At 71.0% G+C, this 25,747-nt stretch carries 20 protein-coding genes and 1 pseudogene; 12 read left to right on the forward strand and 9 right to left on the reverse strand.

Features of this window, described 5'->3' with window-relative positions:
- The first annotated feature begins 5 nt into the window (after positions 1–5).
- Positions 6–602 carry a hypothetical protein gene (locus tag POL25_RS42215; protein WP_272092118.1) on the forward strand — a complete coding sequence of 199 codons (597 nt, stop codon included), beginning with the start codon at positions 6–8 and terminating at the stop codon, positions 600–602.
- Between the two features lie 380 nt (positions 603–982).
- On the opposite strand, the gene POL25_RS42220 is transcribed toward POL25_RS42215, so the two are convergent.
- From POL25_RS42220 to POL25_RS42235, 4 genes are all read right to left on the reverse strand, one after another.
- Positions 983–2,581, reverse strand: coding sequence for a protein kinase domain-containing protein (locus POL25_RS42220; RefSeq protein ID WP_272092119.1), 1,599 nt, complete (start codon positions 2,579–2,581; stop codon positions 983–985).
- Entirely contained in the window at positions 2,578–3,327 is a 750-nt protein-coding gene (locus POL25_RS42225; protein WP_272092120.1) for a PP2C family serine/threonine-protein phosphatase, read from the reverse strand. The genes POL25_RS42220 and POL25_RS42225 overlap by 4 nt, the downstream gene beginning before the upstream one ends.
- Positions 3,324–4,004, reverse strand: coding sequence for a vWA domain-containing protein (locus tag POL25_RS42230; RefSeq protein ID WP_272092121.1), 681 nt, complete (start codon positions 4,002–4,004; stop codon positions 3,324–3,326). Before POL25_RS42230 ends, POL25_RS42225 begins: the two co-directional genes overlap by 4 nt.
- 473 nt (positions 4,005–4,477) lie before the next feature.
- On the reverse strand, positions 4,478–5,557 hold the full coding sequence (locus POL25_RS42235) for a CE1 family esterase (protein ID WP_272092122.1): 1,080 nt from the start codon (positions 5,555–5,557) through the stop codon (positions 4,478–4,480).
- A 178-nt stretch (positions 5,558–5,735) separates the two neighbouring features.
- Here POL25_RS42235 and POL25_RS42240 point away from each other — a divergent pair, with 178 nt between their 5' ends.
- The 5 genes from POL25_RS42240 to POL25_RS42260 all read left to right on the forward strand — a co-directional run bounded on the left by POL25_RS42240 (position 5,736) and on the right by POL25_RS42260 (position 12,612).
- On the forward strand, positions 5,736–6,731 hold the full coding sequence (locus tag POL25_RS42240; RefSeq protein ID WP_272092123.1) for a DUF2169 family type VI secretion system accessory protein: 996 nt from the start codon (positions 5,736–5,738) through the stop codon (positions 6,729–6,731).
- Positions 6,724–7,773, forward strand: a complete 1,050-nt coding sequence (locus POL25_RS42245) for a 3-oxoacyl-ACP synthase (RefSeq protein WP_272092124.1) — start codon at positions 6,724–6,726, stop codon at positions 7,771–7,773. The genes POL25_RS42240 and POL25_RS42245 overlap by 8 nt, the downstream gene beginning before the upstream one ends.
- Positions 7,774–7,782: 9 nt before the next feature.
- Positions 7,783–9,201: a DUF4150 domain-containing protein gene (locus tag POL25_RS42250; protein WP_272092125.1), complete on the forward strand. Its 1,419-nt coding sequence runs from the start codon at positions 7,783–7,785 to the stop codon at positions 9,199–9,201.
- 12 nt (positions 9,202–9,213) lie between these two features.
- Positions 9,214–10,062, forward strand: coding sequence for a hypothetical protein (locus tag POL25_RS42255; RefSeq protein WP_272092126.1), 849 nt, complete (start codon positions 9,214–9,216; stop codon positions 10,060–10,062).
- Positions 10,063–10,437: 375 nt separating this feature from the next.
- On the forward strand, positions 10,438–12,612 hold the full coding sequence (locus POL25_RS42260) for a type VI secretion system Vgr family protein (RefSeq protein WP_272092127.1): 2,175 nt from the start codon (positions 10,438–10,440) through the stop codon (positions 12,610–12,612).
- Here the strand turns inward: POL25_RS42260 and POL25_RS42265 are convergent.
- The gene (locus POL25_RS42265; RefSeq protein ID WP_272092128.1) at positions 12,513–13,361 is read right to left on the reverse strand and encodes a hypothetical protein; all 849 of its coding nucleotides are present in this window, start codon (positions 13,359–13,361) and stop codon (positions 12,513–12,515) included. The genes POL25_RS42260 and POL25_RS42265 overlap by 100 nt on opposite strands.
- Positions 13,362–13,512: 151 nt before the next feature.
- Here POL25_RS42265 and POL25_RS42270 point away from each other — a divergent pair, with 151 nt between their 5' ends.
- Genes POL25_RS42270 through POL25_RS42285 form a run of 4 tightly spaced genes read left to right on the forward strand, consistent with a single transcriptional unit; the run spans position 13,513 to position 17,972 of the window.
- Positions 13,513–14,748 carry a hypothetical protein gene (locus POL25_RS42270; protein ID WP_272092129.1) on the forward strand — a complete coding sequence of 412 codons (1,236 nt, stop codon included), beginning with the start codon at positions 13,513–13,515 and terminating at the stop codon, positions 14,746–14,748.
- 10 nt (positions 14,749–14,758) lie between these two features.
- On the forward strand, positions 14,759–15,730 hold the full coding sequence (locus POL25_RS42275) for a DUF2169 family type VI secretion system accessory protein (protein WP_272092130.1): 972 nt from the start codon (positions 14,759–14,761) through the stop codon (positions 15,728–15,730).
- Between the two features lie 10 nt (positions 15,731–15,740).
- On the forward strand, positions 15,741–16,802 hold the full coding sequence (locus POL25_RS42280) for a hypothetical protein (protein ID WP_272092131.1): 1,062 nt from the start codon (positions 15,741–15,743) through the stop codon (positions 16,800–16,802).
- A 12-nt stretch (positions 16,803–16,814) separates the two neighbouring features.
- Positions 16,815–17,972, forward strand: coding sequence for a DUF2169 family type VI secretion system accessory protein (locus POL25_RS42285; protein ID WP_272092133.1), 1,158 nt, complete (start codon positions 16,815–16,817; stop codon positions 17,970–17,972).
- 65 nt (positions 17,973–18,037) lie between these two features.
- Here POL25_RS42285 and POL25_RS42290 read toward each other — a convergent pair whose 3' ends face one another.
- The gene (locus tag POL25_RS42290) at positions 18,038–18,226 is read right to left on the reverse strand and encodes a hypothetical protein (RefSeq protein ID WP_272092134.1); all 189 of its coding nucleotides are present in this window, start codon (positions 18,224–18,226) and stop codon (positions 18,038–18,040) included.
- Positions 18,223–18,381 carry a hypothetical protein gene (locus POL25_RS42295; RefSeq protein ID WP_272092135.1) on the reverse strand — a complete coding sequence of 53 codons (159 nt, stop codon included), beginning with the start codon at positions 18,379–18,381 and terminating at the stop codon, positions 18,223–18,225. Before POL25_RS42295 ends, POL25_RS42290 begins: the two co-directional genes overlap by 4 nt.
- A gap of 200 nt (positions 18,382–18,581) precedes the next feature.
- On the opposite strand from POL25_RS42295, the gene POL25_RS42300 reads away from it, so the two are divergent.
- The gene (locus POL25_RS42300) at positions 18,582–18,920 is read left to right on the forward strand and encodes a hypothetical protein (RefSeq protein ID WP_272092136.1); all 339 of its coding nucleotides are present in this window, start codon (positions 18,582–18,584) and stop codon (positions 18,918–18,920) included.
- Here POL25_RS42300 and POL25_RS42305 read toward each other — a convergent pair.
- Complete coding sequence (locus POL25_RS42305) at positions 18,880–19,503, reverse strand: cysteine hydrolase family protein (protein WP_272092137.1); 624 nt, start codon at positions 19,501–19,503, stop codon at positions 18,880–18,882. The genes POL25_RS42300 and POL25_RS42305 overlap by 41 nt on opposite strands.
- 536 nt (positions 19,504–20,039) lie before the next feature.
- Here POL25_RS42305 and POL25_RS42310 point away from each other — a divergent pair.
- Positions 20,040–21,107, forward strand: a pseudogene (locus POL25_RS42310) (epoxide hydrolase family protein); the annotation flags it as partial.
- Between the two features lie 388 nt (positions 21,108–21,495).
- On the opposite strand, the gene POL25_RS42315 reads toward POL25_RS42310, so the two are convergent.
- On the reverse strand, positions 21,496–24,861 hold the full coding sequence (locus tag POL25_RS42315; RefSeq protein ID WP_272092138.1) for a M36 family metallopeptidase: 3,366 nt from the start codon (positions 24,859–24,861) through the stop codon (positions 21,496–21,498).
- Positions 24,862–25,747 lie beyond the last annotated feature (886 nt).

Raw genomic sequence — 25,747 nt, forward strand, 5'->3', positions numbered from 1 at the left:
GAACCATGCATTCCAAGAATCTTCTTACCCTATTGACCTCCATCCTCGTGCTCGGCGTCCCTGCCGTCGTGTTGGCCGCCGTGAGCTGGACCGCGTACGTCTCCGAGGAGAACGGTGGGCCCTGGGCCTACTGCGGGCCCTCCAGCCAGGCCGCGAGCGGTTTTCAGTGCAGCGGCAGCTACTGCGACAACGTCCGGCTCCGCTGCGAGACGCTGCCCTTCGGCATCACCGTGACGGGGTACAACGTTTCGAACGCGTTCTCCGAGGAGGACGACGGTCTCGGCACCGTGACCTCGGAGGGCTGGTACCGTTACGACGGCGACAATTACCACGTGTGTAATTTCTCGGGCGCGGCCGGCATCCTCACCGGCATCCGCTGCCAGGGGAGTTACTGCAACAACATCACGCTCGAGTGCGCGACCCCGACCACGTCGCTCGGCCAGCCCGCCACGCTCACCAGCTGTGAATGGACCGACTACTACTCCGAGGAGGACGGCGCGCTGTCGTATCCGGAGGGCGCCAACCGCTTCGTCACCGGGGTCCGCTGCCACGGGAGCTATTGCGACGACAAGAGCTTCTACGTGTGCAGCCTCGGCACATGAGCAGGACCGCCGGGGTCCGCGCCCGCATCGAGGACGCGGACCTCGTTCGGCGAGCGCGACGGCGCGGCGGTGGCCTGCCTCAATGCGTCTCTTCCTCCGGAACTCCGGCTCTTGCGAGCCACTGGCAGCCGCGCGCTCCGGAGCGCCGCGCGAGGAACGTCGTCGCACAATCGATCTGCGCCCCGAACCGGGCGATCTCCCGCTCCGAAATGCTCCCGAAGCTGCGAGACACAGCCGGCTCGGGCGGGCGCTGCCCGACGACGTGGCAGCTCACGCGCTGAGCCGACAGCGCGGCCTCGGGGGGACTCGAAGGCACCTCTGGATCGGTCATACGCAGCCACGGATCCTCGCACGCTCCGGCCGCCGGAGAAAGCGCCCGGTCACGGGCCGATCAGATACTTCGTCGCCACCCAGCCCGTGTGCCCGGGCACCTCGACCTCCGACCAGTCGAGCCCGTCGGCCGCCTGCGTGCGGCCCGTGACTCGCACCGTCGTTCCCGGGGCCAGGCGCTGCCGCTCGCTCGCGCGGGACGGCGCCGCCCGGAGGAACACCCCTCCGCCGCGCGTATTGCCGATCGTCGCCGAGGCCTCGCCTCTGACCACCGCCGGCACCTGCACCGGCGCCGCGGCCACCGGGCTCGCCGCGGGCGCCGCGGTGGCCAGCCACGCCGACGCCCCCGCGATCGCCAGCACCGGCACCGCACCGAGAGCCACGCGCCTCCCCAGCCCGGCCCAGCGCGCCCCGGCGGCCGTCTCGGCGACGACCTGGCCCACGCGCGCGCGCCCGAAGCCCAGCGCCGCCCCCGTCTTCTCGAGCCACGCCCGCTCGGCCGGCGTCACCGCTCCTGCCACCAATCGCCCGCGCACGTGCCGGCGCAGCCATCGCAGCCGCAGCGCCTCCGGGCTGCTCTCTCCGGCGACCCCGGCGATCCCTCGCTGCCAGCCTTGACCGGCGACGAACAGATCGATCCCCGTCCGCGCCCGCCGCTCGCACCACGGGCAGCGCGCGAGCCCGGCGGCGAATGTGTGCACATGTCTCTCGGGACACCTCACCATCGCCCTGCACGCCCGCTCCAGCGCCCGCGCCCACTCGGCCGCGCTCGGCCGCTCGGACGGCCGCGCGTGCCCCGGCCCGAAGCAGCGGACCAGCAGCGCCCGCAATTCCTCCGGCAGCAATTCGAATGGCAGCGCCCCGCCGGCCGGCCGGATGCCTGCGACCCCCGGCACCCGCGGGCACATGCCGCGGCGGATCCGGCCCGGGATCCGCTCCACGCTGGCCCCGCCACGGCTCGATACCAGCTCGCCCTCGAACGGATGGGCGCCGCCGAGGAGCAGCTGGTGAATCAATACCGCCAGCGCGAACCCATCCGAGGCCTGGGTGCGATCGACATGCGCGGGATCGCGGCCGAGCAGCTCCGGCGCCGTGTACTCCGGCGTGACGACCTGCGAGCGATGCGTCATGCCAACGCGCGGATCGTGGATCTGAAACGAATCCGTATCGATCAGCGTGACCCGCCCCGAGGTCGGCCGTATCAAGATATTCTGCGGCTTGAGATCGCCGATGCAGTGCCCGGTGCGATGGACCCCGGCGACGATCCTCGCCAGCCGCGCCGCGACGGCGCACAGATCGCGCTGCGTCAGCCAGCCGGCGACTTGCATCCGCTCGTCCGGCACGATCAGCTGGAACAGCTCGATCGCCCCGCGCTGCGCCGGCATCACGAACCCCGCGAACGCTCCGTCGCGCGTGTGGAGCGTCGTCACCGGCCACGCCAGCGCGCGGCAGACCAGCCACGACGGACGGCCGGCCAGCATCGCTTGCACCTTCTGCGCGCGCGCGGCGGCCTTCTCGGGCCGGTAGATCTTCGCGCACAGCTGCGGACGATCGCGGATCGCAAACACCGACCCCTCCCCGCCGGCACCGAGCTCTTCACCGAGCTCGACCGGCTCGCCGCGCTCGTCGCAATAGACCGGCGAGGTCATGGCACCGGCCGCCAGGCCAGCGCCAGCGTCTTGTCATCGCCCGAGCTCTTGCGCATCGCCGCGCCGTCGAGCAATTGCACGACCTCCGCGCTGGCCGCCGCGCCGTCGGTGACCTCGGCCGCGAATGCGAACAGCGGCGCGAAGAACGGCGAGTACGGCGAAACCTCCGCGCCGCGCACCAGCGCCGCCTCCTGACAGCCGTCGGTGAGCGCACAGACCCCCGCGATGCCCTCGTGCACCGCGATTCGCAGGCGGGCCTGCCACGCGTCCGACGTCACGAACCATGTCTCGTTGAAGTATTCGCCGCGATCGGGCGCGCTGAGCACAACGAGCTCACCGCTATCGGCGCGCCGGCCGACCGCCACCCCGTCGCCGAGATGCGCAATCGCCACCCGCTCATCCGAACACACCACTGCCACCAGCGTGCACGCCAGCGCCGCCGGAGCGACCCCGATTTCGGCGGCCTCGCGCAGCAGCGCCGCTCGCCCGGCAGTGCACGCGCCCCGCAGCGCCTCGACCAGCGCCTCGGGTCCGCTCGCCGTCCCGGTCAATGCTGCGACCACCGCCTCCGCCACCACCCGCGCCCCGACCTCCGCATGCGACGCCGAGCCCGCGCCGTCGCACAGGCACAGGCACGCCCCGTGCGCCCCGAACGGCCCCTGCGCCCACGCGTCCTGGCCGGGCGAGCCCTCGCGTTCGTGCTCCGGGCCCCGCACCGACGCGCCGACCACCTGCCACGAGATCACGACGGCAGCGCTCCCCACCCGCGCGGCCCGGTCGGATCTTCGAGCGGCACCTCCTCGCCCGGCCGCGAGCGGCTGCGGGCCTGCAGGCTGCGGCTGAGCCACTGGAACATGGTCTCCCACTGCGCCTCCTTGAGCCGCAGCGGCACCCGATCGGGGCACAGCTCGCCGAGCCTGGCGAACCCTGCCGTCTGCGTCCCGACCGCCAGCAGCACCAGCTTGCGCTCGCGCTCGGCCTCGCGGACGCGGCGCACCGCCTCCGGCCAGCGCGACAGGTCGGTCGGCTCGCCGTCGGTCAGCAGGAACAGCAGCGGGCGGTAATAATCGAGCCCGCTGCGCCTGTACGCCTGCTTCTTGGCCTCGAGCAGATCGAGCGCCTGCGTCAGCGCCGAGGCCATCGGCGTATCGCCGGACGCGCTCAGCGGCGGCGGCTCGAACAGCGCCGCCTCGCCGAAATCGCCGTGCACCGTGACCTGCCCGCCGAACGTGACGACCACCAGCTCGACCCGGTTGCGGGCCACCGGGTCGCGGGCCAGCGCGCCACGCAGCCCGTCGAGCCCGGCGGCCACGTCGGCCAGGTCATCGGCCATCGAGCTGGAGGTGTCGACGAGCAACACGAGCGGCTGGCGCGGCTCGCGGTTGTTGTCGTTGACGCGGACACGGTCGACCAGGGCGCTCATGGCCAGGAGGGGACCACGGGACGCCGTGGCGAGCAAAAAACTCTCTGTGGGCGTCTGGCGCCGCGGCGAGGGGCCGGAGCAGGCAACCTCGGCGCCCGCGAACCGTCGGTCACGAACGCGCAAGAATGCGCAATCGCGCCTGACCGGCGCCCGTGAGCCCCGAAGCTGGCCCACTCGAACCAGTCCAGTCGTGGCTAGCGACGCCATCGCCGTCGTCTTGCTCGTGACTCTCGGCCGCCAGCGGAACCACCCGCCGCGCGAGACCCGGTGATTCTCGGCAGGCGCGGCGCCTCGTGACGGTCGGCCCTCGATCACCGCGTCGCGCGCGCGGCTCGGCAGCACCAAGGTCTGGCACGTGGTCTTGACCGAGGTCTCGCTCCGCCCGAAGCGATGAGAGCGCGGCGCCAGCGAACGCATGGTGCGATGGGAAGCGGTGGCACGCGCTGCCGGCGAGCCCCCGCGGCGCGCGACCGCTACAGCGACGTCATCACGGCGTAGATGTCGGCCAGGCCGTCCTTCCAGATCTGATGGGCGAGGCCGGGGATCCGGCATGTGGCGACCTCGGCCCCGGCGTCGCAGCCCGTGAAGCCCAGGCAGGGCGCCGGCGCCACTGGCTCCTGGGCCCCGCTGCACCCCTGGCGCGCGGCGAAGCCGGCCAACGTCGCCTCCTCGTCGGCGTGGCGCGTGACATCGTCCTCGCCCATGACGCTCATCACCATGACGGCGCCGTCGCACTGGTTCGCCACGTCGTTGTAGGGGTCGCAGACGCCGGGCCCGTAGGAGAAGCAGCGCCCGCCGAACGGGAACACCGCGCGCACGCGGTCGCTCCGCAAGCAGCCGAGGTGGAACGCCATCTGCCCGCCGTTGCTCATGCCGATCACGAACACGCGGTTGAGGTCGATGCAATAGTCCCCGGCGAGCTTGTCCAGCACCTGCTCGAACACCACGAGGCTCGCGTCGAGGTTGAATGGCACGAAGTGCTTCTGGTTCCACTCCGGGGCCGTCCACCCCTGCGGCGCCACGTTGATCGAAAAGCCCGCGTTCTCGGTGCTCAGGGTGTCGAGCTGGAACTGGTTGGTGTTCGCGGTCCCGTCCACGCCGTGGTAGCTGAAGATCAAAGCGTGCGGCTTGGCGGCGTCGTACGGGGTCGGCACGAACATGTCGTAGAAGCGCTCGACGCCGTCGACCGTCGTCTTCTGTTCGTCGAGGTGTCCGGTCGGCGCTCCGCCCAGTCCGCAGCCCGGGCTCGGGAGCACTGGCACATCGACCTCCATGTCGCCGGTGCTGGAGCTGCTGCCGGTGCTGGTGCTGCCGCTCGTCGTCTCGGGGGCCGCGCCCGTCGTCGTGCCGGTCACGGTCCCGCCGGTCGAGCTCGACGTGCTGGCCGTTCCAGTGGTCCCGTCGCTGCCCGTGATCGGCGCGTCGCTCGTCGGTGCACCCGTCGTCGGGCTCGCGCCGGTGCTCGTGCTCGTGACCGCCGTGGTGGCCTCGGAGCCGGTCGTCTGCGTGCTGCTGCTGCCGCCGCCCCCGCACGCGGCCGACCCCGTCGCCATGGCCAACAGGACGCCGGAGACGATACTTTGGCGCGGACTCAGGAGCATCCGGTCAGGCTATCATCGGCGCCGACGAGGAGGCAATCCATCCCCGAAACTCCGCCCCGATCGGACATATCGACGACCATCGCGCATACCCTGTCCAAAGCCGCCTGACCCTGGGTTATCTTCGCTGTGGGTGTTTACCCTCACCAACCGGACGTCCTGCCAGGTCCACACGCAACTGCTGCTCGACGCCAATGGCGAAGAGCGCCTGCTGGTCCTCGCCAAGGCGAGCTTCCGCATCGAGGCCGGGAAGCTCGTGAGCGCCGACGCCGAGCTGGTGCTCGCCGATCGCTATCGCGGGGACCCCACCGCCTCGAGCCTCGTCGCGGCCGGCGAGGTCGTGCTCGCCAAGCCGCTCCCGGATCTGCTCCTGTCGGGCAACGCCTACCCCTCCGAGCCCGGCGGCACCATGGGACACGTCAGCTTTCGCGTCGGTGCCTGGTCCAAGGATGCGCTGGTCTTCGGCGACCGCACATGGACGCGCGGCGTCACCGGGCTCCGTCCTGCTGCTCCGCAGCCGTTCGAGACGATGCCGCTGATCTACGAGCGCGCGTTCGGTGGCGCCGACCTCGACGCACGGCCGCCGCTGGAGTGCGCCGAGAACCCGGTCGGCGTCGGTCTCGTCGGTTGCCAGGCCGGAGCGCCGTTGCCCAACCTCGAACACCCGCATCACCGCCTCGAGGCGCCCGGCGATCGCCCACCGCCGCGAGCCTTCGGCCCGATCGCCCCGCACTGGCAGCCGCGGCGGAGCCTCCACGGCACCTTCGATGCGGCGTGGCAGCGCACGCGTCTGCCGCTGCCCCCGCTCGATGGCGATCCGCGCGCGGCCCAGGTCGCGCCGCCCGATCAGGTCTACCCGACGATGTTGCGGGGCGACGAGGAGGTCGAGATCCGCGGAGCCCAGCCAGGCGGCGCGTGGTTGACGTTTCGCCTGCCTTCGATGCACGTGCAGGTGATCGTCCACGACGGAAAACACCGGCGCGCCTTGCCGACCGCCCTCGACACCCTGCACGTCGACGCCGAGGCGCGCCGCCTCGACCTGACGTGGCGCGCGAGTTTGTCGGTGCACGAGCGATTCGACGAGCTCGCCTGGGTGCTTGTCGACTCCGCGGGAGGACCGAGTGTCTGACGAACGCCTGGTCGTGACCGGGGCGGGCATGCGCACGCCGGTGGGGACCAACGCGCCCGGCACGTGTGGGGCGCTCCGGGCCGGCATCTCGCGCCTGGCAGCCTGGCCGCACTTCGGCTTCGCCGGCGAGCCCCTGAACGTCGGGGCCGTCGCCGCCGAGCGGAAGGACGCGCCGTGGGTCGAGAAGGCGGTCCCGATCGTCTCACCGGCGATCCACGAGGCGCTCTGGCAGGCTGGGCTTTATGCGTATACGTGGCACCGGCGCCGCGTGGGGCTGTTCTTCTCGACGCCGTCGCCGACCCGCCCCGGGGTATTGCCCGAACGACTCGCCAACTTTCGCGCGTATGTCGGCGACCTCTGGGCCGAGCTCGCGGGCAACGACCTCGTTCACTACGTCGAGCAGGCGCACGTCGGCGGCGCGCTCGCGTTGGCCCACGCGTCCGAGGCCGTGGCGAAGGGCGAACTCGACGCCGCGGTGGTCGCCGGCTTCGAGTCGTATTTGGACAGCGTCTACCTCGACGAACTCCTGGGCGACGGCCGCCTGCTCACCGCCGATCGCTCCAGCGGCATCATCCCGGGCGAGGCCGCCGCAGCGCTGGTGATCGAGACGGCGGAGACCGCCCGTCGCCGTCAGGCTCCCGCGCTCGCCACGATCGCCGCCCTGGCGCTCGAGCAGGAGCCGACCGGCTGGACGCCCATGCGCCCCTCGCAGGCCGAGGCGCTCGCACGCGCGCTGCAGGGCGCCCTCGCGGCGGACCCGGGCGCCGCGTATCACACGATCATCGTCGACCACACGGGCGAGCGCTGGCGGCCGCGCGAGTGGGCCCTCGTCGAGCCCCGGGCGCTCGGCTCGCTGCCGGAGGATTGGGCGCTCTGGCACCCCGTCGAGGGCATCGGCGACGTCGGCGCGGCCTTCGTCCCCCTCGCGGTCGGGTGGGCGACCCAGGCGTTCGCCCGCCGCTACGCCGGCCCGGGAGGTATCCTGGTCGGCGCCATGAACGACACCGGCGAGCGGGCCATCGTCGCGCTCATGCCCCCCTGAGAACCACGCATGCCCGCCACGGTCATCATCAACAACCTCACCGTCGTTCACAAGCAGAGCGGCGGGACGAGCGTCGCGGCGCCCGACGTGTGCAAGACGCCGACGCCGAGCGGGCCGGTGCCGCTGCCGTATGCCAACACCGCGCTCTCCCGCGACGTGGCGAAGGGCGGCAAGCGGACCCGCATCGACGGTCAGCCGCCCGCGCTCAAGTCGAGCACGTTCTCGAGCAGCGCCGGCAACGAGCCGGGCTCGCTCGGCGGAATCATCTCGGGCAAGACGAAGGGCCGGGCGAAGCCGCGGAGCTACTCGCTCGACGTCAAGGTCGAGAACCAGCCGGTGGTCCGCTTCACCGACGTGATGGTCCAGAACGCCGGCGCCGCTCCGAACGCGACCGGCATCATCAGCCAGCCGAGCGGCGCGGCGACCGGCCTCGATCCCGACAAGGTCGAGGTCGTCGAGTTGCGCTGGTCCACGACGAAGCTGTGCTGCGGAGACCCCGTCACGCTGCACGTGGCGACCCAGAACGCCAAGGACGGCCAGCCCGTCCAGGTCTGGGCGCGACGCACCGATCCGAGCCGATGGACGACGATGGAGGGGCTCGCCGTCGAGGTCCACGGCAACAAGGCCGAGGTGCCGTGGATCTCGCGCTGGCGCTTCAAGTTCCGCGAGAACATCCCGGCGGTCGCGGCCCAGGAGACGCTCAAGGGCGCGCAGAAGAGCAGCAACGCCCTGGAATTCCAGAACCCTCCCGCGCAGGCGAAGCAGACGATCCACGCAGCCACGCATTGGGCGTGGAAGTTCGTCTTCGACGACACGCTCCAGAAGTGGATCAAGAATGGCGAACACTACGCGTGGGAGGTCGCCTTCGACATCGCTATCGCCGACGGCTGGATGATCGTGCGCCGCGAGCTGGACTTCAACCTCCGCTCGGGACAGGCGCCGGTAAGTCCGCTGACATGGCGCGCGTGGGCGCAGGAGATCGAGGCGGTGTGGGACCGCAAGTTCTACTTTCACCGCGTCGACTGCAAGCGAGAGCACCGCTGCGACTGCAGCCTCATAGGCTGCTGCAAGTATCCGCTGCGGATCTTCGCCAAGCAGGGCGCGGCCCACGGCGAGGTCGATCTGTTCGAGGGCGCGCCGCGGGCGAAGAATTGGGGCAAGCCGGATCTCTGGTGGTACTCGCACACGTGGTGGACGGAGCTCGGCGAAGCCAACGGCTACGTGCGAGCGCACGAGTTCGGTCACCTCATCGGCTGCTACGATGAATACAAGGGCGGCGCCTGCCAGACCGGCGGTCATTGGGTCGGGGCCCCCAACAGCATCATGAACGACGGCAGGACCGTGTTCCCGCGGCACGTGGAGACCTTCCGCAAGATGTTCTCGGCGGCGAGCCCCGTCGTCGGCGCGGTGCGCACGGTACGGGTTTAAAAGGGTATCCCCATGACCGATCTCCTCTGGCCTTTCAAACTTCACCAATCGATCCCCAGCTACTCGCGCGGCGAGCTCGGCGCATCGCTCGACGCCGACGGCAGCTTCCATTTCTGGACGCCGGGTGTGATCCGCGGCCGCCCCGAGATCGGCTCCTACGTCCACGAGTTCCCTCCCCAGCGAGCGCTCGACTTCCGCGCCATGGTCGAGCAGGCTGGGGTCTGGGACTTGCCGCGGCTCAAGGCCCTGCGGCCGGAGCAGCCGCACGTGTTCATGATGGCAGGCGCTTGGGAAGGCCCCAAGCGCTCGGTGATGTGGGCGATCGACGCAGTGCCCACCGAGGTCCTGCCGATCATGGACGCGTTTCACAAAATGGTCGACGAGGCGTTCTCCAGCCCACTCAAGGTGCTCGCGGGCGCCGCTCGCTGGACAGCGCCGAGCTTCTCGGCCCGCGACTTGTTCCAGCTCGAGCTCACCCTGAGCAACAAGGGGACCCAGCAAATCTCGCTGCAGGACCCGATGGGGCTCGATGCCCGCGGCTCGCTGCTGACCCTGCTCATCTCGCAGGTGCCGACCCGGGAGTTCCCGTCGCCGACACCGAACCGCGTCACCATCACGCCCCCGATGCTCTCCCGACCCGACCAGGCCCAGCCCCACGCCAAAAAGCCGCCAGGTTCGCGCCTCACGCTCGCGCCAGGCGAGTCGGTGCGGTTCGCCGTCTCGACCTCGGCTTTCCTGTCGCCAGCCGAGCACCGGGCGGTCCTGCTCCTCGACACGGGGGACAACGCGCAGACCCCGAAGGACCATGTGCGCGGCGTCCTCGCCATGGACATGCCGTCCGTCCACATTGTCCATCCGTGAGAATGCACGGACGCCCGTTCTCCACGACAGGTGCCCGCGTGGCGGAGAACTCCATCGGGTGAATCGAAATGCTCCGATCGCGGTGGGAGTGGCCCCTTCACGGGCGATTTCGTTCCCCTTGTGTACTGAATGTCTCAAAGGACATGTGTCTCCCGCGACCTCGGCGCCGCGCACACGGCCACGCGCTGCGACCGCCTGTCTCGCTCGTGGAAGTCGCGCATCCGCGACATCCGGGGATCGCGCGTCCGCTGACGCGTGGACAGAGGTCCGCCTCGCGCGCTCCGATCCCGATCGTCGGCGCTCGCCTTGTTGAGCGCGGACGCGCTTGCTAGGGTGGCGCCCGGGCCTCCTCGGCGACGAGGACGGGGGGATGCGGTGGAATCAGAGCTGCTGGTAGCGAAGATGATCGGGGGCAACTCGGCCCGCTTCGAGGTCGAGGGCTCGGTGAACCAGTACTTCGTGATCCGCTTCTCCGGCGTCGAGGCGGTCTCGGAGCTGTACGAGTTCCAGATCGAGGTCACCTCGCGCTTCGTCAGCGTCGACGAGTTGGTCGGCTCGCTCGCGCGGCTGCGGCTGGCCGGCATCGACCGCGCCCCGCGTGAGCTCCACGGCCTGATCTGCCGCGCCGAATACGTCGGCGAGATGCCGCCGCGCTCGCTGTACAGAGTCACCCTCGTCCCCGAGCTGTGGCGCCTCAAGCTGCGCACCAACAGCCGGATCTTCCAGCACATGTCGACCCCGGAGATCGTGACGGCGATCCTCGACGAATCGGGCATCCAGCACCAGCCACGCCTCGCGGCCTCGTACGCGCCGCGCGACTTCTGCGTGCAATACCGCGAGAGCGACCTCGCCTTCGTCCGCCGTTTGATGGAGGAGGACGGGATCGCCTTCTACTTCGAGCACGGCGCCGAGAACCACACCCTCGTGCTGTCGGACATCCACACCGGTCACGCCAAGATCGAGGGCGACCCGAAGCTGCCCTTCCGCATCGACGAGCAGGTCCGCGGCGGCGAGCACGTCCGCAAGTTCTCGCTCGGCCAGCAGATCACCTCCGACGCCACGGCCGTCCGCGACTACGATCTGCACGCCTCGCAGGACATCGAGGCGCGCCAGGGCGCCGGCCGGCTCGAGCTGTACGACGCCCCGATCGGCGCGCGCGCGCCGGCCCACGCGACGGCGCAGGCGAAGATCCGCCTCGAAGAGGCGCGCGTGCCCGGGGTCGTCGCCACCGGCACCAGCGACTGCCCGCGGCTCGTCCCCGGCCACGCCTTCACGCTCGAGGGCCACCTCCGCGGCGAGCTCGACGGCGAGTACCACGTCCTGCGCGCGGTCCACCGCGGCGAGCAGCCGCGGATCGTCTATGCCGACGCCGAGCTGGTGTACGACAACGACTTCGTGGCGGTCCCGGTGGCCACGCCGTACCGCCCGCCGCGTCTCACGCCGCGGCCGACGATCCGCGGCGTGCAGGTCGCCACCGTCGTCGGCCCCGCCGGCGAGGAGATCTACGTCGACCCGCAAGGCCGCGTGAAGGTGCAGTTTCACTGGGACCGCAGCGGCCGGTACAGCGAGCTGAGCTCGTGCTGGGTGCGCGTCAGCCAGGCGTGGGCCGGCCCCGCCTACGGCTCGATGTTCATCCCGCGGATCGGTCACGAGGTGTTGGTCGAGTTCATCGAGGGCGACCCCGATCGACCGATCATCACCGGACGGATCTACGACGGCACCCGCGGCCCGCCGTACCCGCTGCCGGACGAGAAGACCAAGAGCACGATCAAGTCGGACTCGAGCCCCGGCGGCGGCGGCTTCAACGAGCTGCGCTTCGAGGACGCCAAGGGCGCCGAGGAGATCTACGTCCACGCCCAGCTCGACATGAACACCGACGTCCTGCGCGACGCCACCCGCGATGTCGGCCGCGACGACCACCTGACCGTCGCCAACAATCAAACCGAGGCCGTCGGCGTCGACCGCACCGCGTCCGTCGGCAACAACGAGACGATGACGGTCGGCCAGCACCAGACCACCACGATCGGCGGCGACCAGACCACCGTCATCGACGCCAACCAGACCACCACCGTCACCGGCGGCCAGGACACCGTCGTCGGCGGCGACCAGACCATCAGCGTGTACGGCCACATCCTGACCGCCGCAGCCGCCGACAACGCGCTGGCCGTCGGCGGCGACCAGCACGTGCAGATCCAGGGCCTGCGCACCCTCGAGGTCGGCCTCGACCAGCGCACCACCGTGCTCGGCAACATCACCTGCGACGTCGGCATGAGCGTCCAGGCCACGATCGGCACCGACGCGGTCGTCAACGTCGGGGCCAACCACTACCTGATCGTCGGCGGCGAGCGCTATGCAGCCGTCGGCGGCAACGACTCGGTGATCGCCGCCGGCGCCGTGACGATCTCGGCGGCGACCATCACCCTGACCGCCGGCGGCTCGGCGATCACCCTCTACCCCGGCGGCATCGACATCTCCACCGGGGGCACCGTCTCCATCAACGGCTCACTCGTCACCGTCAACATGGCGGCGATGGGTGGCGGCCTGTTCTGAGCATCGACCGGAGGACCCGTGCCCAGCAGAATCGACACCTCGGTCAACACCTCCTCCTCCACGGTCGTCGTCGACGTCCCCAGCACCGACATCCCGACCCGCCCGCGCGCGTCGTCGATGTCCGCGTTCGACCCCAACCGCCCCCCGCCGACGCAACCGCTCGGCGCGCCGACCTCCTCGCCGTCGCTCGCGCCTCCGCCCGGCGGCGGAACCCTGCCCCCGCTGGTCGGCGCCGGGACGACCGTCACCGTCCCCGCCGGCCCTCCGGCCCCCCGCGCTCGCGCCCAGAGCTGGTCGATGGGACAGACGGTGGGAGGCGGCGGTGCGCTGATCACCTTCGCGCGAACCCCCGCCCCCAGCGCGACCACCACGAGCTCCAGCTCCAACTCGACGACGAGCACCTCCAGCTCCTCGAACTCGAACCCCAGTTCGGCCTCGAACACCTCGAGCCCCACGGATTCCAACTCCACGACGAGCAGCTCCGACTCCACGACCTCCAGCTCGGCGACTACCACGTCCCCCGACCCGACCGTCGACGGTTCGAATCCATCACGACAGCCCCCGACCGTCCTCCTCCCCACCACCACCACCACCACCACCACATCCGACCCGCTCCTCGGCGACCCATCGCAGCAGGCCCCGACGGTCGTCGACCCGCTCCCGCCCCCGCCGCAAAAGCTCCCGCCGAAGCCGTGGCCGAACCCCGACCGCCCGGACAAGCGCCACATCCGGCTGGCGACCGCGGGCATCAATACAAAGGCGAAAGGCGAGGGAACGGCTCACCGCAACGAGCTCGTCACGAACGCCCTCCAGGACCCCGACGACGTCACCGGACCGACGCGGAGCGACCTCGACTTCGTCGCCACGTCTTTCGAGGTGATGCCGAGCCTCAACCTCAGAATGCGCACGGGCGTGCTCGCGGAGGCCCACCAGCGCCTCTTCAAGATCCGCGAAGCCCTGCACGGAAGGCGGCCGATCTCGGGGCTGGAGGACCTGCATGGATCGACCCTGAAGTGGGCCGACGGCGCGCTCGCCGAGGCCGACGCCACCAAGGATGTCGACCAGCGACTGGCGCAGCTCCGAGAGGCCTATCACTCGCTCCGCGAAGCCCACGCCCTCACCTTGCACGGAGAAGACCCCGACGCGGTGTGCGACTACCTCGACAAGTGCCTCGCCGAAGCCGAAGCCGACGCGGCGGCCGACCGCGCCCACTTCTCCGCGGTGTCGAGCAACCAGTCGGTGCAGAAGCTGTACGTCGCGCCCGAGTGGATGTTCCGCCGCAGCGCCGGCGCCCCCTACTCGACGGCGGAGTTCAAGCGCATCGCCGCGCGGGTCACGGCGATCAGCAACAAGTACCCCGACTGGCTGATCATCCCCGGCACCGTCTATTACGGCGAGCCCATCGGCGACGGGAAGTTCTTCGTCCGCAACGAGGCGCTGGTCGCCCACGCCGGGGACCTGCGCGTGGTCAGCAAGCAGCACGAGCAGGACGCCATGGCTGCGAACGAGGTGTGGTACCCGCGGCCGAACGAGTCGACGCGCTTCAAGGCCGGCGGCCACACGTACGCCGTCGAGATCTGCCGCGATCACTACAAGGCCATCGCGGCCGAGGAGTCCGACGACCTCGTCGATTTTCACGTGATCACCTCGAACGGGGTCGCCGTGGCGCCCCACGCGGTCGCCGCCCGCGACGGCGGCCTCGTCGTGCACGTCGACGGCCAATTCGGCGCGACGACCGTCTATCGCGTCCAGTGGCGCGAGAACCCGAACGCCGGCGAGGCCAAGGAATTCAGAGAGCGGGCCAGAGCAATGCGGCGAGAGATCACCGCGCTGGACATCGAGTGGACGGCCGGCAACGCCGAGGCGAGCAAGCTCCAGGCGCAGATCTCGCAGCGGAAGGCGAAGATGCGGCAGCAGGGCAAGTTCAACAAGGACGATGCCACGCTCAAACGGCTGGAGAAGCAACGCGAGGAGCTCGACGACGCGGGCTGCAACATCATGCTGCGGCAGAAGGCGGTCAGCAACAAGCTCAACGCGGAGGCCGCGAAGTTCCTCGAGCTCGCGCCTATCTCCGGCGGCGACGGGATCCAGATCCCCGAGAATCTCCTCGAGCTGGATCGGGACCGGTACGCCTAGTCATCCGGCGATGAGGCTCTTCAACTACACGCCGTACCCGGCCCACCTGCACCGCGGCTGCATCGAGGAGCGGCGCATGCTCGCCTGCGCCATGCTGCGCGTCACCTACGACGTCGTCGACGGCCGCCTGCGCCCCGCGGCCGAGCAGACCTGGCCGGTCTCGCCTGGCCCATGGGACAGCCCGTATGGTCCGCTGCCGGGCGACCAGCGGTACGTCCGCGGCGGCGTCGACGTCATGGTCTTCGGGTCCGCCCGCGCCGCCGGCGGCCGACCGGTGCCGAGCATCGACGTCGCCGTCGAGGTCGGCCCGCAGTGGCGCGCCCGGCTGGTCGCCTATGGGCCGCGCGTGTGGCAGCCCGGCCGCGCCGGCCTCGTCCCCGGCGCCCCCGAGCCGGTGCGCGAGGTCCCGCTGACGCTCGCGCGCGCGTATGGCGGCAAGGACAGGTGGGACGGCCTCGAAGTCCCGTACGTCGACAACCCCGACGGCAAGGGCTTCTACCTCGAGGAGTCGCGCGCCCGCGGCGGCCCGCTGCCCGAGCTCGAGGACCCCGACTCCCCGATCCGCGCGTGGGACGACCGCCCCGAGCCGGTCGGCGCCGGCGCGTGCCCGCAGCACTTCGGCCCGCGGGTGCGTCGCGGCGTCGAGCTCGACGACGAGGGCCGGCAGATCCGCCGGCTCCGGCCCGAATTCTTCAACGACGCCTTCCCCAGGATGATCGCGCCGCGCGCCGTGCCCGGCGACCGCGTCGTGATCACCGGCGTGCGCGAGGACGGCCCGCTCGCGTTCGTGCTCCCCGCCAACGACCTCCGCGTGCGCGTCGAGGTCGGCGACGACATCGGCGAGCGCACCCCCGCGATCGACCAGATCGGCGTCGAGGCCGACGCCCGCCGCGTCTTCGTCACCTACCGCTATTCCTTCGCCTACCGGCTGACGCCCCACCAGCGGCGCAGCTGCATGCTCGGGCTGGTCGAACCCGAGTGAGGAGCGCGCCGTGTTCGCTGTGATGAAGCACTTCGACGTGATGCTCGGCATCGACCTGCACATCTGCTGGCCGCCGCCCGCGCCCAAGCCGATCGGCCCCAAGCCGTACCTCACGATCATGCTGCTGCACGGCCTCCAGCCGCTGACGCCGATGATGGCGCCCTCGTGCCTGACCCTGGCCGGCATGACGATGCAGCGCGGCACCGACATCGGCCCGGGGATCCCGCACATCGGCCCGGCGAGCAAGCTGACCCCGATCGACGTGCTGTTCAGCTCGTCGATCTCGTACTTCGGCCCGTCGACGTACGCCGCCGAGGCGATGCCGGTCGCGGCCGCGCTGGCGATGGGGATCAACATCAACGCCAACTGCTGGCACGTCGGCCCGATCCCCTCCGGGATCGTGATCTGCCCGACGACCCACTTCACAGGCATGACGCCCTTGGACATCCTGTTCGGCGTCGTCAGCTACGGCGTCGACTTCGCCTTCGAGGCCGCGACCGACAAGCTCGCCGATGTCCTCGGCCCCGCGCTCAGAAAACACGTCATCGGTCCGATCAGCGACAAGCTGACGGCCAAGCTGGCCTCGAAGTCCGCCGCCGACGTCGCCGGCGGCGCGTCGGCGAAGACCGCGAGCGAGGCCGCCGGCAAGGCCTCCCCGCAGCTCGGCGCCCAGCGCCGCACCGGCCCCGCGGCGGGCCCGGCCACAGGCCCACGGCCCCCCGGCAAGACGCCCATGGCACGCCCCGCCGGCGCCCCGACGCTCGCCGCGCACCGCTCCCCGCCGGCGCGCCCGCGGACGCCTGCGGGGCCGAGCAGGCCGCCTCCGCACGTCTGGAAGCCCGGCAAGCCGAACCCGCAGCAGCGCCCGACGGGCCGCCCGACGCTCGGCGACCACCGCGTCCCCGACAAGGGCCCGAGCCTGTGGGAGATCTACCGCGACGTCGGCTACGACGCCCTGATCGAGCTGCTGCTCGAGGTGCCGATGGCGATCCCGCAGCAGTTCGTGGCGGACCTCTTGCCCTTGAGCGGCATCGAGGAGTTCGGCGCCCCGCGCGACGAGCAGGACGGCTGACCGATGGGACATGTGCTTTCCGCCCCCTGCGACACCGCCGTCCAGCTGTCGGCGCCGCGCCCTGACGGCGAGTGGACGCTGACGCTCCTCGCCCGGCGCACCTACGAGGTCGACGGCGCCGGCCGTCTCGCGCCCGCGCCCGCGCAGCCCGGCCTGCGACCGACGCCCGAGTGGGACCCCGCCGACCCCGAGCGGCTGGTCGCCGACATGGACCTCTTCACCCACAAGCTGCGCACCGACCTCGTCGTACGCGGCCACGTCCACGGCGATGGCAAGGCCACGCGGCTGACCGCCGAGGTGACGGTCGCCGGCCGCTCGCACCGCCTCTCGGTGTTCGGCGAGCGCCGCTGCACCCTCGACCGCACCGGGCGGATCGTCGTCTCCGAGCCGACGCCGATCGAGCGCGTCCCGCTGCGTTACACCCACGCCTACGGCGGGCGCGACGCCACCTACGAGGCGACCCACGGCAACCCGCTGCGCCACGACCCGCGCTGGGCCGGCATGACCGCGCCGCAGATCGACGCCGCCTCGCCGTACCTGTACCCGCGCAACCCGTGCGGCCGCGGCTACCTGATCGAGGCCACGCGCGACGCCGTCGACCGGCTCGCGCTGCCGCAGCTCGAGGATCCCACCGACCTGTTGAGCCCGACTCGCCTCACCGTCGGCGACTTCAAGGCGTGGTACCGCATGCCGCTGCCCCAGGGCACCGACTGGATCGACTACGGCTGGTACCCGCGCTGCGCCTTCTTCGGCGTGGTCCCGATCTGCAAGCGCTTCACGTCGCCGCCGGCCGAGGTCGTCCGCCAGCTCGTCCCGCCCGAGCTCGCCCCCGGCGACGGCAAGACGCTGGCGAACTTCCCCTTCGAGGCCGCGAGCGGCGCCTCGCTCCCCTTGCAGCTGCCGCACCTGCGCGGCGGCGAGCCGGTGGCGCTCGTGCACATCCACCCGCAGCGGCCGCGCTGGGAGCTCACGGTCCCGTTCGCACCCGCGCTCGCGGTCGACGCTCGTGACGGCACGGTCAGCCCGGTCGAGCCGGTCCTGCACACCCTGGTCCTCGAGCCCGACGTCGGCCGACTGACCGTCATATGGCGCGGCTCGGCCCCGGCGCTGCGCCGCTACCTGCCGCAAGAGCTGGCCACGATGCCGATGCGCGTCGCCTGGCGCGACTGACCGCCAGCGCGACGCGGGAGCCCGACGATGCGTCGTGGTCGCGACGGCGATATCGACTGCGATGATTACTGTGCAGCGAGCTCGGCCTGACGCGCCAGGTCCGGGATCGCCTCGAGGTGGGTCACGCGGTGGCGGCGGTCGAGGAACCACAGGTAATGCGAATAGAAGAGCCCCTGGTAATGCGGCGAGTGCAGGTGGCGGCTGGTGTCGGCGTTGCGGTGGTGGCGGCGGTGCGTCTCGGCCCACCAGATCACCCCGCCTGCAGGGTCGTGCTGCCGAGCAGCGCCAGCAGGAACTGGAACGGCCGCGACGTCTTGAACGCGCGGTGGGCGAAGTAGCGGTGGAACTGACCGTCAGCGCGAACATCCGCGCCGCGAAGCAGGCGGCGAACAGCGCGAACGCCGGCCACGACAGCCCGGTGACGACCACCCCGAGGCACAGCGCGTGGACCAGCAGGTAGAAGCCCGCCGCCGACCACGAGAGCTGCGCCAGCGCAGCGAACCCTTGCCCCGGTCGTCTCGCATCACCTCAGCTCCCGGCCGCCTCGAGCGGCCCCGCGTCGCCCGGGCGCACCGCCGGCAGCGGCGCCCCCGGCCGCCACTTGCGGTCGTGGCGTTCGCCAGCCCCCGCAAGGTGCTCGCGGGCGCCGCTCGCTGGACAGCGCCGAGCTTCTCGGCCCGCGACTTGTTCCGGCTCGAGCTCACCCTGAGCAACAAGGGGACCCAGCAAATCTCGCTGCAGGACCCGATGGGGCTCAATGCCCGCGACTCGCTGCTGACCCTGCTCATCTCGCAGGTCCCGACTCGGGAGGTCCCGTCGCCGGCACCGAACCGCGTCACCATCACGCCCCCGATGCTCTCCCGCCCCGACCAGGCCCAGCCCCACGCCAAAAAGCCGCCAGGCTCGCTCAGCGCGCGGGCAGCGAGGCCACGAGCTCCTGTGTCGTGACGATCGCGTGGGCGTACGTCGGCCCGTTGATCTCGTGGGCCGCGCGCATCGCCTCCTCGGACATCGCCGCGGTCGCGTCCTTGACGAGGGTCACGTGGTAGCCGAGCTCGACCGCGAACCGGCTCGTGCATTCGATGCACGTGTTGGCGATGAGGCCGACCGCGATCACCCGCGCGATGCCGTGCTGCTTCAGCAGCATGTCGAGGTCGGTGTTGGCGAACCCGCTCGAGCCCCAGTGCTCCTTGACGACGATGTCGCCCGGCTGCGGCGCGAAGTCGGGGTGCCACTCGCCGCCCCAGCTGCCCCTGGCGAACACCTGCGTGCGGGCGGCGTTCTGCTGGTACGGGTTCGCGCGCTGCCAGCTCTCGAGGTCGCCCGGCTCCCAGCGGCGGTGCGGGACGATGAAAACGCGGATCTTCGCGGCACGGACCGCCGCGACCACCGCCCGCAAATTGTCGAGCAGGCCGACCTTCTCGGCCACGTCGCGGAGACGCGGCCAGACCTTCCCGCCCTCCGAGAGGAAGTCGTTGTACGGATCGACGAACAGGAGCGCGGTTCTTTCGGCGGGGTACGAGTCGGTCATGTTATTTCTCTTTCGTGCGGGACACTGTCGGCGCGACGGTCCCGGCCGCGCAGCTCCTCAGGTATGGCGCAGCTCCGCAGCGAAGAAAACCCGACCAACGTCGGGGCCGGGCGATTTCCACATGTTCACTGCGGCTTGAAAGCGACGTTGCCGCTGTACGCGTCGACAGGTCCGCCGACAGCAGGCGCCTCGATCTCGATGTCACGTTCAGCCTGGCTCGCTGTCCTTCAGGACAAGTTCCGAACGCCATGTTCTTCGCATCATGTGTTTCCTCGATCCCGCGCGCACCGAGCACCTCCGCGGTGACCTCGGTCGCGTCACCCCGGAGCCTGCCGACGCCGTCGCTTGCGGGAAGACCCTGATGCGTCACTCTCCGCCGCCGGCCTTCGCGGTACCGCCGCTGCCGCTCCGCGTGCCGCCTCGCGCCCACGGCGGATTGTTGGTAGCGGCGTCCCGCGAGCCGAAGCGACGCCCTCCGCTGCTCCCGTGCGCACTCCGGCCCGCAGTACAGCGGGCCGAGGCCCAGCTGGCCCGACGCCCTGCCCGACGTCGGTTGGTCCCTCGGCCCTCCGCCGGAGTACCTGCGCGGGCTGGCGACCTACTGGCGCACCACCTACGACTGGCGCCGGCACGAGGCGCGGCTCAACGCGCACCCGCAGTACACCACCACCATCGACGGCCAGACGATCCACTTCCTGCACGTGCGCTCGCCCGAGCCGGACGCGCTGCCGCTGATCGTCACCCACGGCTGGCCGAGCAACGTCGTCGAGTACCTCGAAGTCATCGGCCCGCTCACTGACCCTCGCGCCCATGGCGGCGATCCAGGGGACGCGTTCCACCTCGTCATCCCCTCGCTGCCGGGCTATGGCCTGTCCGGCCCGACGCACGAGCCCGGGTGGGGCGCCGTCCGGATCGCTCGCGCCTGGTCCGAGCTGATGCGACGCCTCGGCTACGCGCGCTACGGCGCCCAGGGCGGCGACTGGGGCACGTGGATCTCCCGCGAGCTCGGCCTCCTCGACCCCGCCGTCGTCGGCCTGCACGCCAACGGCTTCATCACCTGGCCGTCGGGTGACCCGGCCGAGCTCGAGGGCCTCTCGCCCGCCGAGCAGCGGCGGCTCGCCGGCGCCGACTACTACCTGCGCGAGCTCTACGGCTACAAGAAGATCCAGTCGACTCGCCCACAGTCGCTCGCGTACGCGCTCGCGGACTCGCCGGTCGGCCTGCTCGTCTGGATCGTCGGCGTGCTCAAGGAGTGGACCGACTGCCGCGACTCACCCGAGGACGCGATCGACCGCGACGCGATCCTGACCAACGTCACGCTGTACTGGCTGACCAACACCGCGGGCTCCGCGGCGCGCTCGTTCCTCGAGACCCCCGACACCCCCGACGACGCCGACCTCTCGGCCGTGCAGCGGGCGACGCTGCCAATCGGCGTCGCCGTGTTCCCGCGCGACATCATCGCTCCGATCCGCCGCTTCGCCGAGCGCGACAACCACGTCGTGCACTGGACCGAGTTCGAGCGCGGCGGCACCTTCGCCGCGCTCGAGCAGCCCGACCTTTACGTCGCCGACGTGCGCGCGTTCTTCCGCCGCGTGCGCGCCTGATCGAAAACACGTCCACGAACCCGCCCACCGACGCCTGGCTGATGTCTCGGGGGGTCCCTCGTCGCCGGGTGGTTACGCCGCGACGCCCGGACCCACGGGATCGAGGCGTGGCCTTTGCGAGTGCACAAATAGAAGCTGCAGCGAGATCGATGTACCCGATGTCGACGTGCCAGTGTCGGCGCAGGCGGTCGGGCTGCCGGGAACTGACCGCTTTTGAGAGGCTCGTAGGTCTGCGATGCTGGGGCTTCACTGGATGTTGCGGCCCGCGTTCTTGCTCCCTCCGCAGAGGCTCTTGACGCCCGCTCGGGCCGCGGCGATTTCTCGCCGCGCCTGGGGCCTGCGACCGGCCGCGACGGCGCCATCGCCCGCGTCCCCGCGCGGCAGCGCTTCAAACGGCGCGACGGCGCCGGCGCAACGCCAGGAGGGGCAGTGCCAGCCCCGCGAGCCAGCCGCCGCGGGGATCGGCGACGCAGCCGCAGCCGGTCTCCGCGCCCGCGCTCATGCCTCCGGAGTCGGACTCGTCGCTCGAAGTACCGGTCGGCTCGTCGGGGCCGGTGGTCGGGTCGGCGGGACCGCCCGTCGTGGGCTCGTCCGGATTGGGCATGCAGACGGCGGCATCGTCGACCCACCGCGGGAAGGGAGCGTCGACGATCCCCTCGAAGCGGAAGTTGTCGAGCGTCCACCCGGGGGCGCTGAGGACCGTATCGGTGGCGAGCCGGAAGCGAATGCGCATGGTCAGGCCGGCCAGCATCGTGCCGAAGTCGAGGACGACGGGGTTCATCTTCGGGTAATCCGGGCTGGTCTTGACGAAGGCGTAGCGCTTCACGAGCGGATTATCGCTGGCGACGATCGTGCCGTTGTATCCGATGTCGCCGACGACCTTGGTAGCGTCTTGCCAGGTCTCGCCGTCGTCGTCGGACAGCTCGATGACGCCGCCGTCCCATGCGTAGCCGCCGTAGGCGTCGAAGGCGTACGCGTGGTCGAAGGCCAGTGTGAAGTCCTGGTCTTCGGCGACGGTGAAGGCCGGCGAGACGAGGGCGGCGTCGGTCGGCGCGCCGCGGTCCCTGCCGTGCCAGACGTGGCTGTCGGGCCCGGACTCGCGTGCCCACACCAGCGAGCCGTCGTCGCCGGTGAGCGTCCAGGCAGCGGCTACCTCGACGTCGTCCTCGCTCGCGCCGGTGAGCGCTGCGTCGGCCTGCACCGTCGCATGCAAGAGCTGCTCGGCCGGCGACTCGCACCCGCCGGGCGTCGTCAGTCGCACGCGCAGCGCCACGGGCGTGGGCTCGGTCATGCCGGCGTCCAGCGCCACGGGGATCGCCCCCGTGCCGGCCTGCTGCGGCCCGAGCTCGGGCAGGGCGAACACGGGCCCGTCGGGGAACACCAGGCCCGGCGGCGGATCGACGATCTCGACCGTCGCGCCGGCGAGCGGGACGGTGCCGCCGTTGTAGACCTCGAACGCGAGGCGACCGATCTCGCCGTCGTCGAGGATGCCGTCCTCGTCGCACGAGAGGATGCTGTCGTCGAGGGTCGCGCCGAGCAGCACGCCGCGGCCGCGCAGCTCGTAGTCCTCGACCACGTGCTCGAGGGTCGTCGAGAACTTGGGCGGTGACTCGGCGCAGCTGCCCGCGCCGCGGTCGGCGAAGGCCGCGGCGACGGCGAGCATGTCGGCCTCGCTGGTGGCGGCGATCGCCATGAGAATCGCGTCTCGCTGCTCGGTGAAGGTCGGCTCGAACGGCGCGAGCATCATGCCGGCGACGACGTAGTCCGACATCCTGCGTCGGACGGCCTCGAAGCCGAGGTCGTCGGCGTGGAGCTCCTGCAGCGCGACGTAGCTGTCCCACAGCATCTCCGCCCACACCTGCCCGGCGTTGTGCTGCTGACTGTTGGGGTAGCCGTTCGGGCTGAACAGCGGACCCTCGGGCAGGAGCACGTCGTCGCCGATGTGGCGGAACGTCAGCGGGTTGATGGCGAAGTCGGTCGAATAGACGTACTGGCGCCCGTTGAAGAACTGGGTCGGGTCGATCGAGGCCCAGGGCGCGTAGTTGAGGGTCCCGTGGAGGTCGTCGCCCTCGCGGACGCTCATCAACATCGCGTTGAAGTCGCCCCAACCCTCGCTCTCGGCCAGGCAGGTCCGGCTGCCGCACTCGACGAGGCGAACATGCAAGAAGTGGCCGAACTCGTGCGCGATCATCAGCGAATCGAGGCCGGCATCGCGGGTGGGGCCCTGCTCCGCGGCCATGTGCACGGTGAGCTCGGGGCCCGCGAGCGCAGCCTTGAGGGCGTCACCGTCGGCGAGGGTGATGCCGACGGTCGGGATGGTGGGGTTCATGATCGAGGGATCTTCGATGGGCACCAGCGGCTCGGCGGCCGCGACGTCGTCGGCGATCAGCACCCCGACCGCGCCGGCGGTCCGGGCGCGATGGACCTGGGTCTCGAAGGCGCACTCGCCCCGGTCGACGAGGACGATCTTGCCCTTCACGTCGTTGACCGGCGCCTCGCAGCCGTCGCTGGTGCTCGCGCCGACACCATCGTCGCAGAGGACCAGCGGCGCGGTGAGGTCGTAGGCCACGGGCCCGAACTCGGCGACCTGCCCGTCGAGCGCCAGGCCCAGCGGCTCCACCGACAAATCGCCGAGCGTGCTGAGCCCCTCGAACAGGCGCAGCCGCAAGCGCGGCGACACGCCGTCGAGCGTGAACGACATGCTGGCGTTGTTGCGCAGGCCGCTCTGCCACCCGTTCAGGTTCTCGACCAGCATCGGATCGCCGTCCTCGCCGCCGCGCCCGTAGTTGTCGAGCTGCGCGTTGCCGGTCGCCTCGACCAGGCCCGAGTCGTACCACCAGTCGTGCTGCCAATTGGTGACGTAGAAGGCGTGCGTCAGCGCGGCCATGAGCTGATCCTCGCTGGCCGTGGCCGCCTGCGTGAAGTCATAGGTGCGATCGAACACGCCTGGGTCCGTGACGGTGGCACGAAAGCGGTTCTCGACCGGGTCCGGGTCCAGGGAATCGGTGTAGGCGTCGACGTTGTTGCCGACGGTCTGGGTCGCGTTCGCGGGCAGCCACGGATCGGGGACGCCCTCGGGGTTGGTGTTGAGGCCCTCGACCATGACGAGCGCGGCGTCCGAGTAGCCGTCCGGGACGACGCCGGGGACACCGGTCGGGTGGGGGTTGAAATCGGCGAGCGGACCGTCGAGCGGCCGACGATCGCCGGGATCGGCGTACACTCGATACTGATGGGCGTGATGGGTGCCGTCGTGGCGCATCAACAGCCGGTCGTCGTCGGCGGCGACGACGTATTGAAAGACATCGTCGCGGGCCCCGAGCCGGGTCTGCAGCTCGACGAGGTAGGCGGCGACGAGGACCTCGCCGAGCGGGAAATAGACCGGCCGCGCTCGCGCTGGCGCGAGGAATCGCAGGCCCTGGCCCGCGGCGGACTCAGGTTTGCTCGCCGCCGCGAAGCTTCGCCACGGGTGCCGCCCCTCGATCTCGACGAGCGGCACGGCGACGCCCTCGCCGTGCAGGTCGCGCAACGCGACAGCGATCGCTGCCGCGGGCGTGGACCCGAACGGGCGCGCCGCGCCAGGGTGCGCACCGGGGTGCAGCGCCCCGGAGATGGCCACGAGGCGCCGCTCGCGGTCGAGCAGCAGCTTGACGTCCCCGTGGTACAGGTCGACGCCGGCGACGGTCTGCCGCAGGGCGACGATGATGCCGCCGCGGCCGGTGTCGTGGACGAAGAGGGTCCGTGCCCCGGCGATCACGTGCGGCGTCGCCCCATACGCATCGGCGTGGCGCCCCAGCTGCGCGCGCGCGGCAGCCTCCGGCGAGCGCGACGCCGGCTGCGGCTCCCCGCGCGGTACCCACATCAAGGAAGGCGCGCCCCGCCCGGGCACTCGAGCGACCGCGACGCCACCCTGGACGAGCGTGGGCGCCACCTGGGGTTCGAGCGCCGATGCGTCGAAATTCAACCTCGGACCCGCCGCGTCGACGGCAGCGACCAGCGCGACGAGCGTGGAGAGCGTGGAGAAGGTAGAAGCCAGGAATAAAGACATGCGCAGCAAGCTATCCGCTGGGGCGCGTCGCAGCCGATCGTCCCCGACCCATTCACGGCTTCACTGCAGTGACTTGAGGATTCGCGCGCAGGCAACGATTTCTCCGCATCGTGGATAGCGGGCACCTGGACAGCCGCTCCTCGAATTACGAGCGAACACGCCGCCGGCGCGCGCGGCCCGCACCGGTCGTCGGTGCGACGGGGCGGTCATCGCACGAGCCTGTGTTTGCCCACATGTGGGTGAAGCCCACGCAATCGAAAACGCGTCTACGAACCCGCCCACCGACCCCTGGCTCGGTGCTCACGCGCAGTAGCCGGGCGGAAGCTCGGGCGTGGACCGTCCTTGCCGTAGACGAAGCGATGGAACACGCCGCGGACCATCGACGCCTGCAGCTCGCAGTAGAGGTGCTGCTCGAGCTCCGCGGCGCTGAACAGCCCGCGCGCGCGGCTCGTAGAAGAGATTGATCCTGTGGCGCGATTCGCCGGGGACGGCGGCGGGTGGAGCGGGGCGACTGCTCCCATCTTCGCGAGAGCAGGATCGGCGCGCAACCTCGCAACGCCACCTGAATAGGCGCACCATTCGGTCGCGAGAGGCA

It is taken from the genome of Nannocystis bainbridge (assembly GCF_028368995.1).
Classification (GTDB): domain Bacteria; phylum Myxococcota_A; class Polyangia; order Nannocystales; family Nannocystaceae; genus Nannocystis; species Nannocystis bainbridge.

Bases quoted from the DNA above. Each gene is read 5' to 3' on its own strand.
- POL25_RS42235 (WP_272092122.1), bottom strand. From the start codon at position 5,557: ATGGCGACGGGGTCGGCCGCGTGCGGGGGCGGCGGCAGCAGCAGCACG.
- POL25_RS42220 (WP_272092119.1), bottom strand. From the start codon at position 2,581: ATGACCTCGCCGGTCTATTGCGACGAGCGCGGCGAGCCGGTCGAGCTC.
- POL25_RS42265 (WP_272092128.1), bottom strand. From the start codon at position 13,361: ATGCCCGCGGTCGCCAGCCGGATGTGGCGCTTGTCCGGGCGGTCGGGG.
- POL25_RS42250 (WP_272092125.1), top strand. From the start codon at position 7,783: ATGCCCGCCACGGTCATCATCAACAACCTCACCGTCGTTCACAAGCAG.
- POL25_RS42275 (WP_272092130.1), top strand. From the start codon at position 14,759: ATGAGGCTCTTCAACTACACGCCGTACCCGGCCCACCTGCACCGCGGC.
- POL25_RS42230 (WP_272092121.1), bottom strand. From the start codon at position 4,004: ATGAGCGCCCTGGTCGACCGTGTCCGCGTCAACGACAACAACCGCGAG.
- POL25_RS42270 (WP_272092129.1), top strand. From the start codon at position 13,513: ATGCGCACGGGCGTGCTCGCGGAGGCCCACCAGCGCCTCTTCAAGATC.
- POL25_RS42215 (WP_272092118.1), top strand. From the start codon at position 6: ATGCATTCCAAGAATCTTCTTACCCTATTGACCTCCATCCTCGTGCTC.
- POL25_RS42305 (WP_272092137.1), bottom strand. From the start codon at position 19,503: ATGACCGACTCGTACCCCGCCGAAAGAACCGCGCTCCTGTTCGTCGAT.
- POL25_RS42255 (WP_272092126.1), top strand. From the start codon at position 9,214: ATGACCGATCTCCTCTGGCCTTTCAAACTTCACCAATCGATCCCCAGC.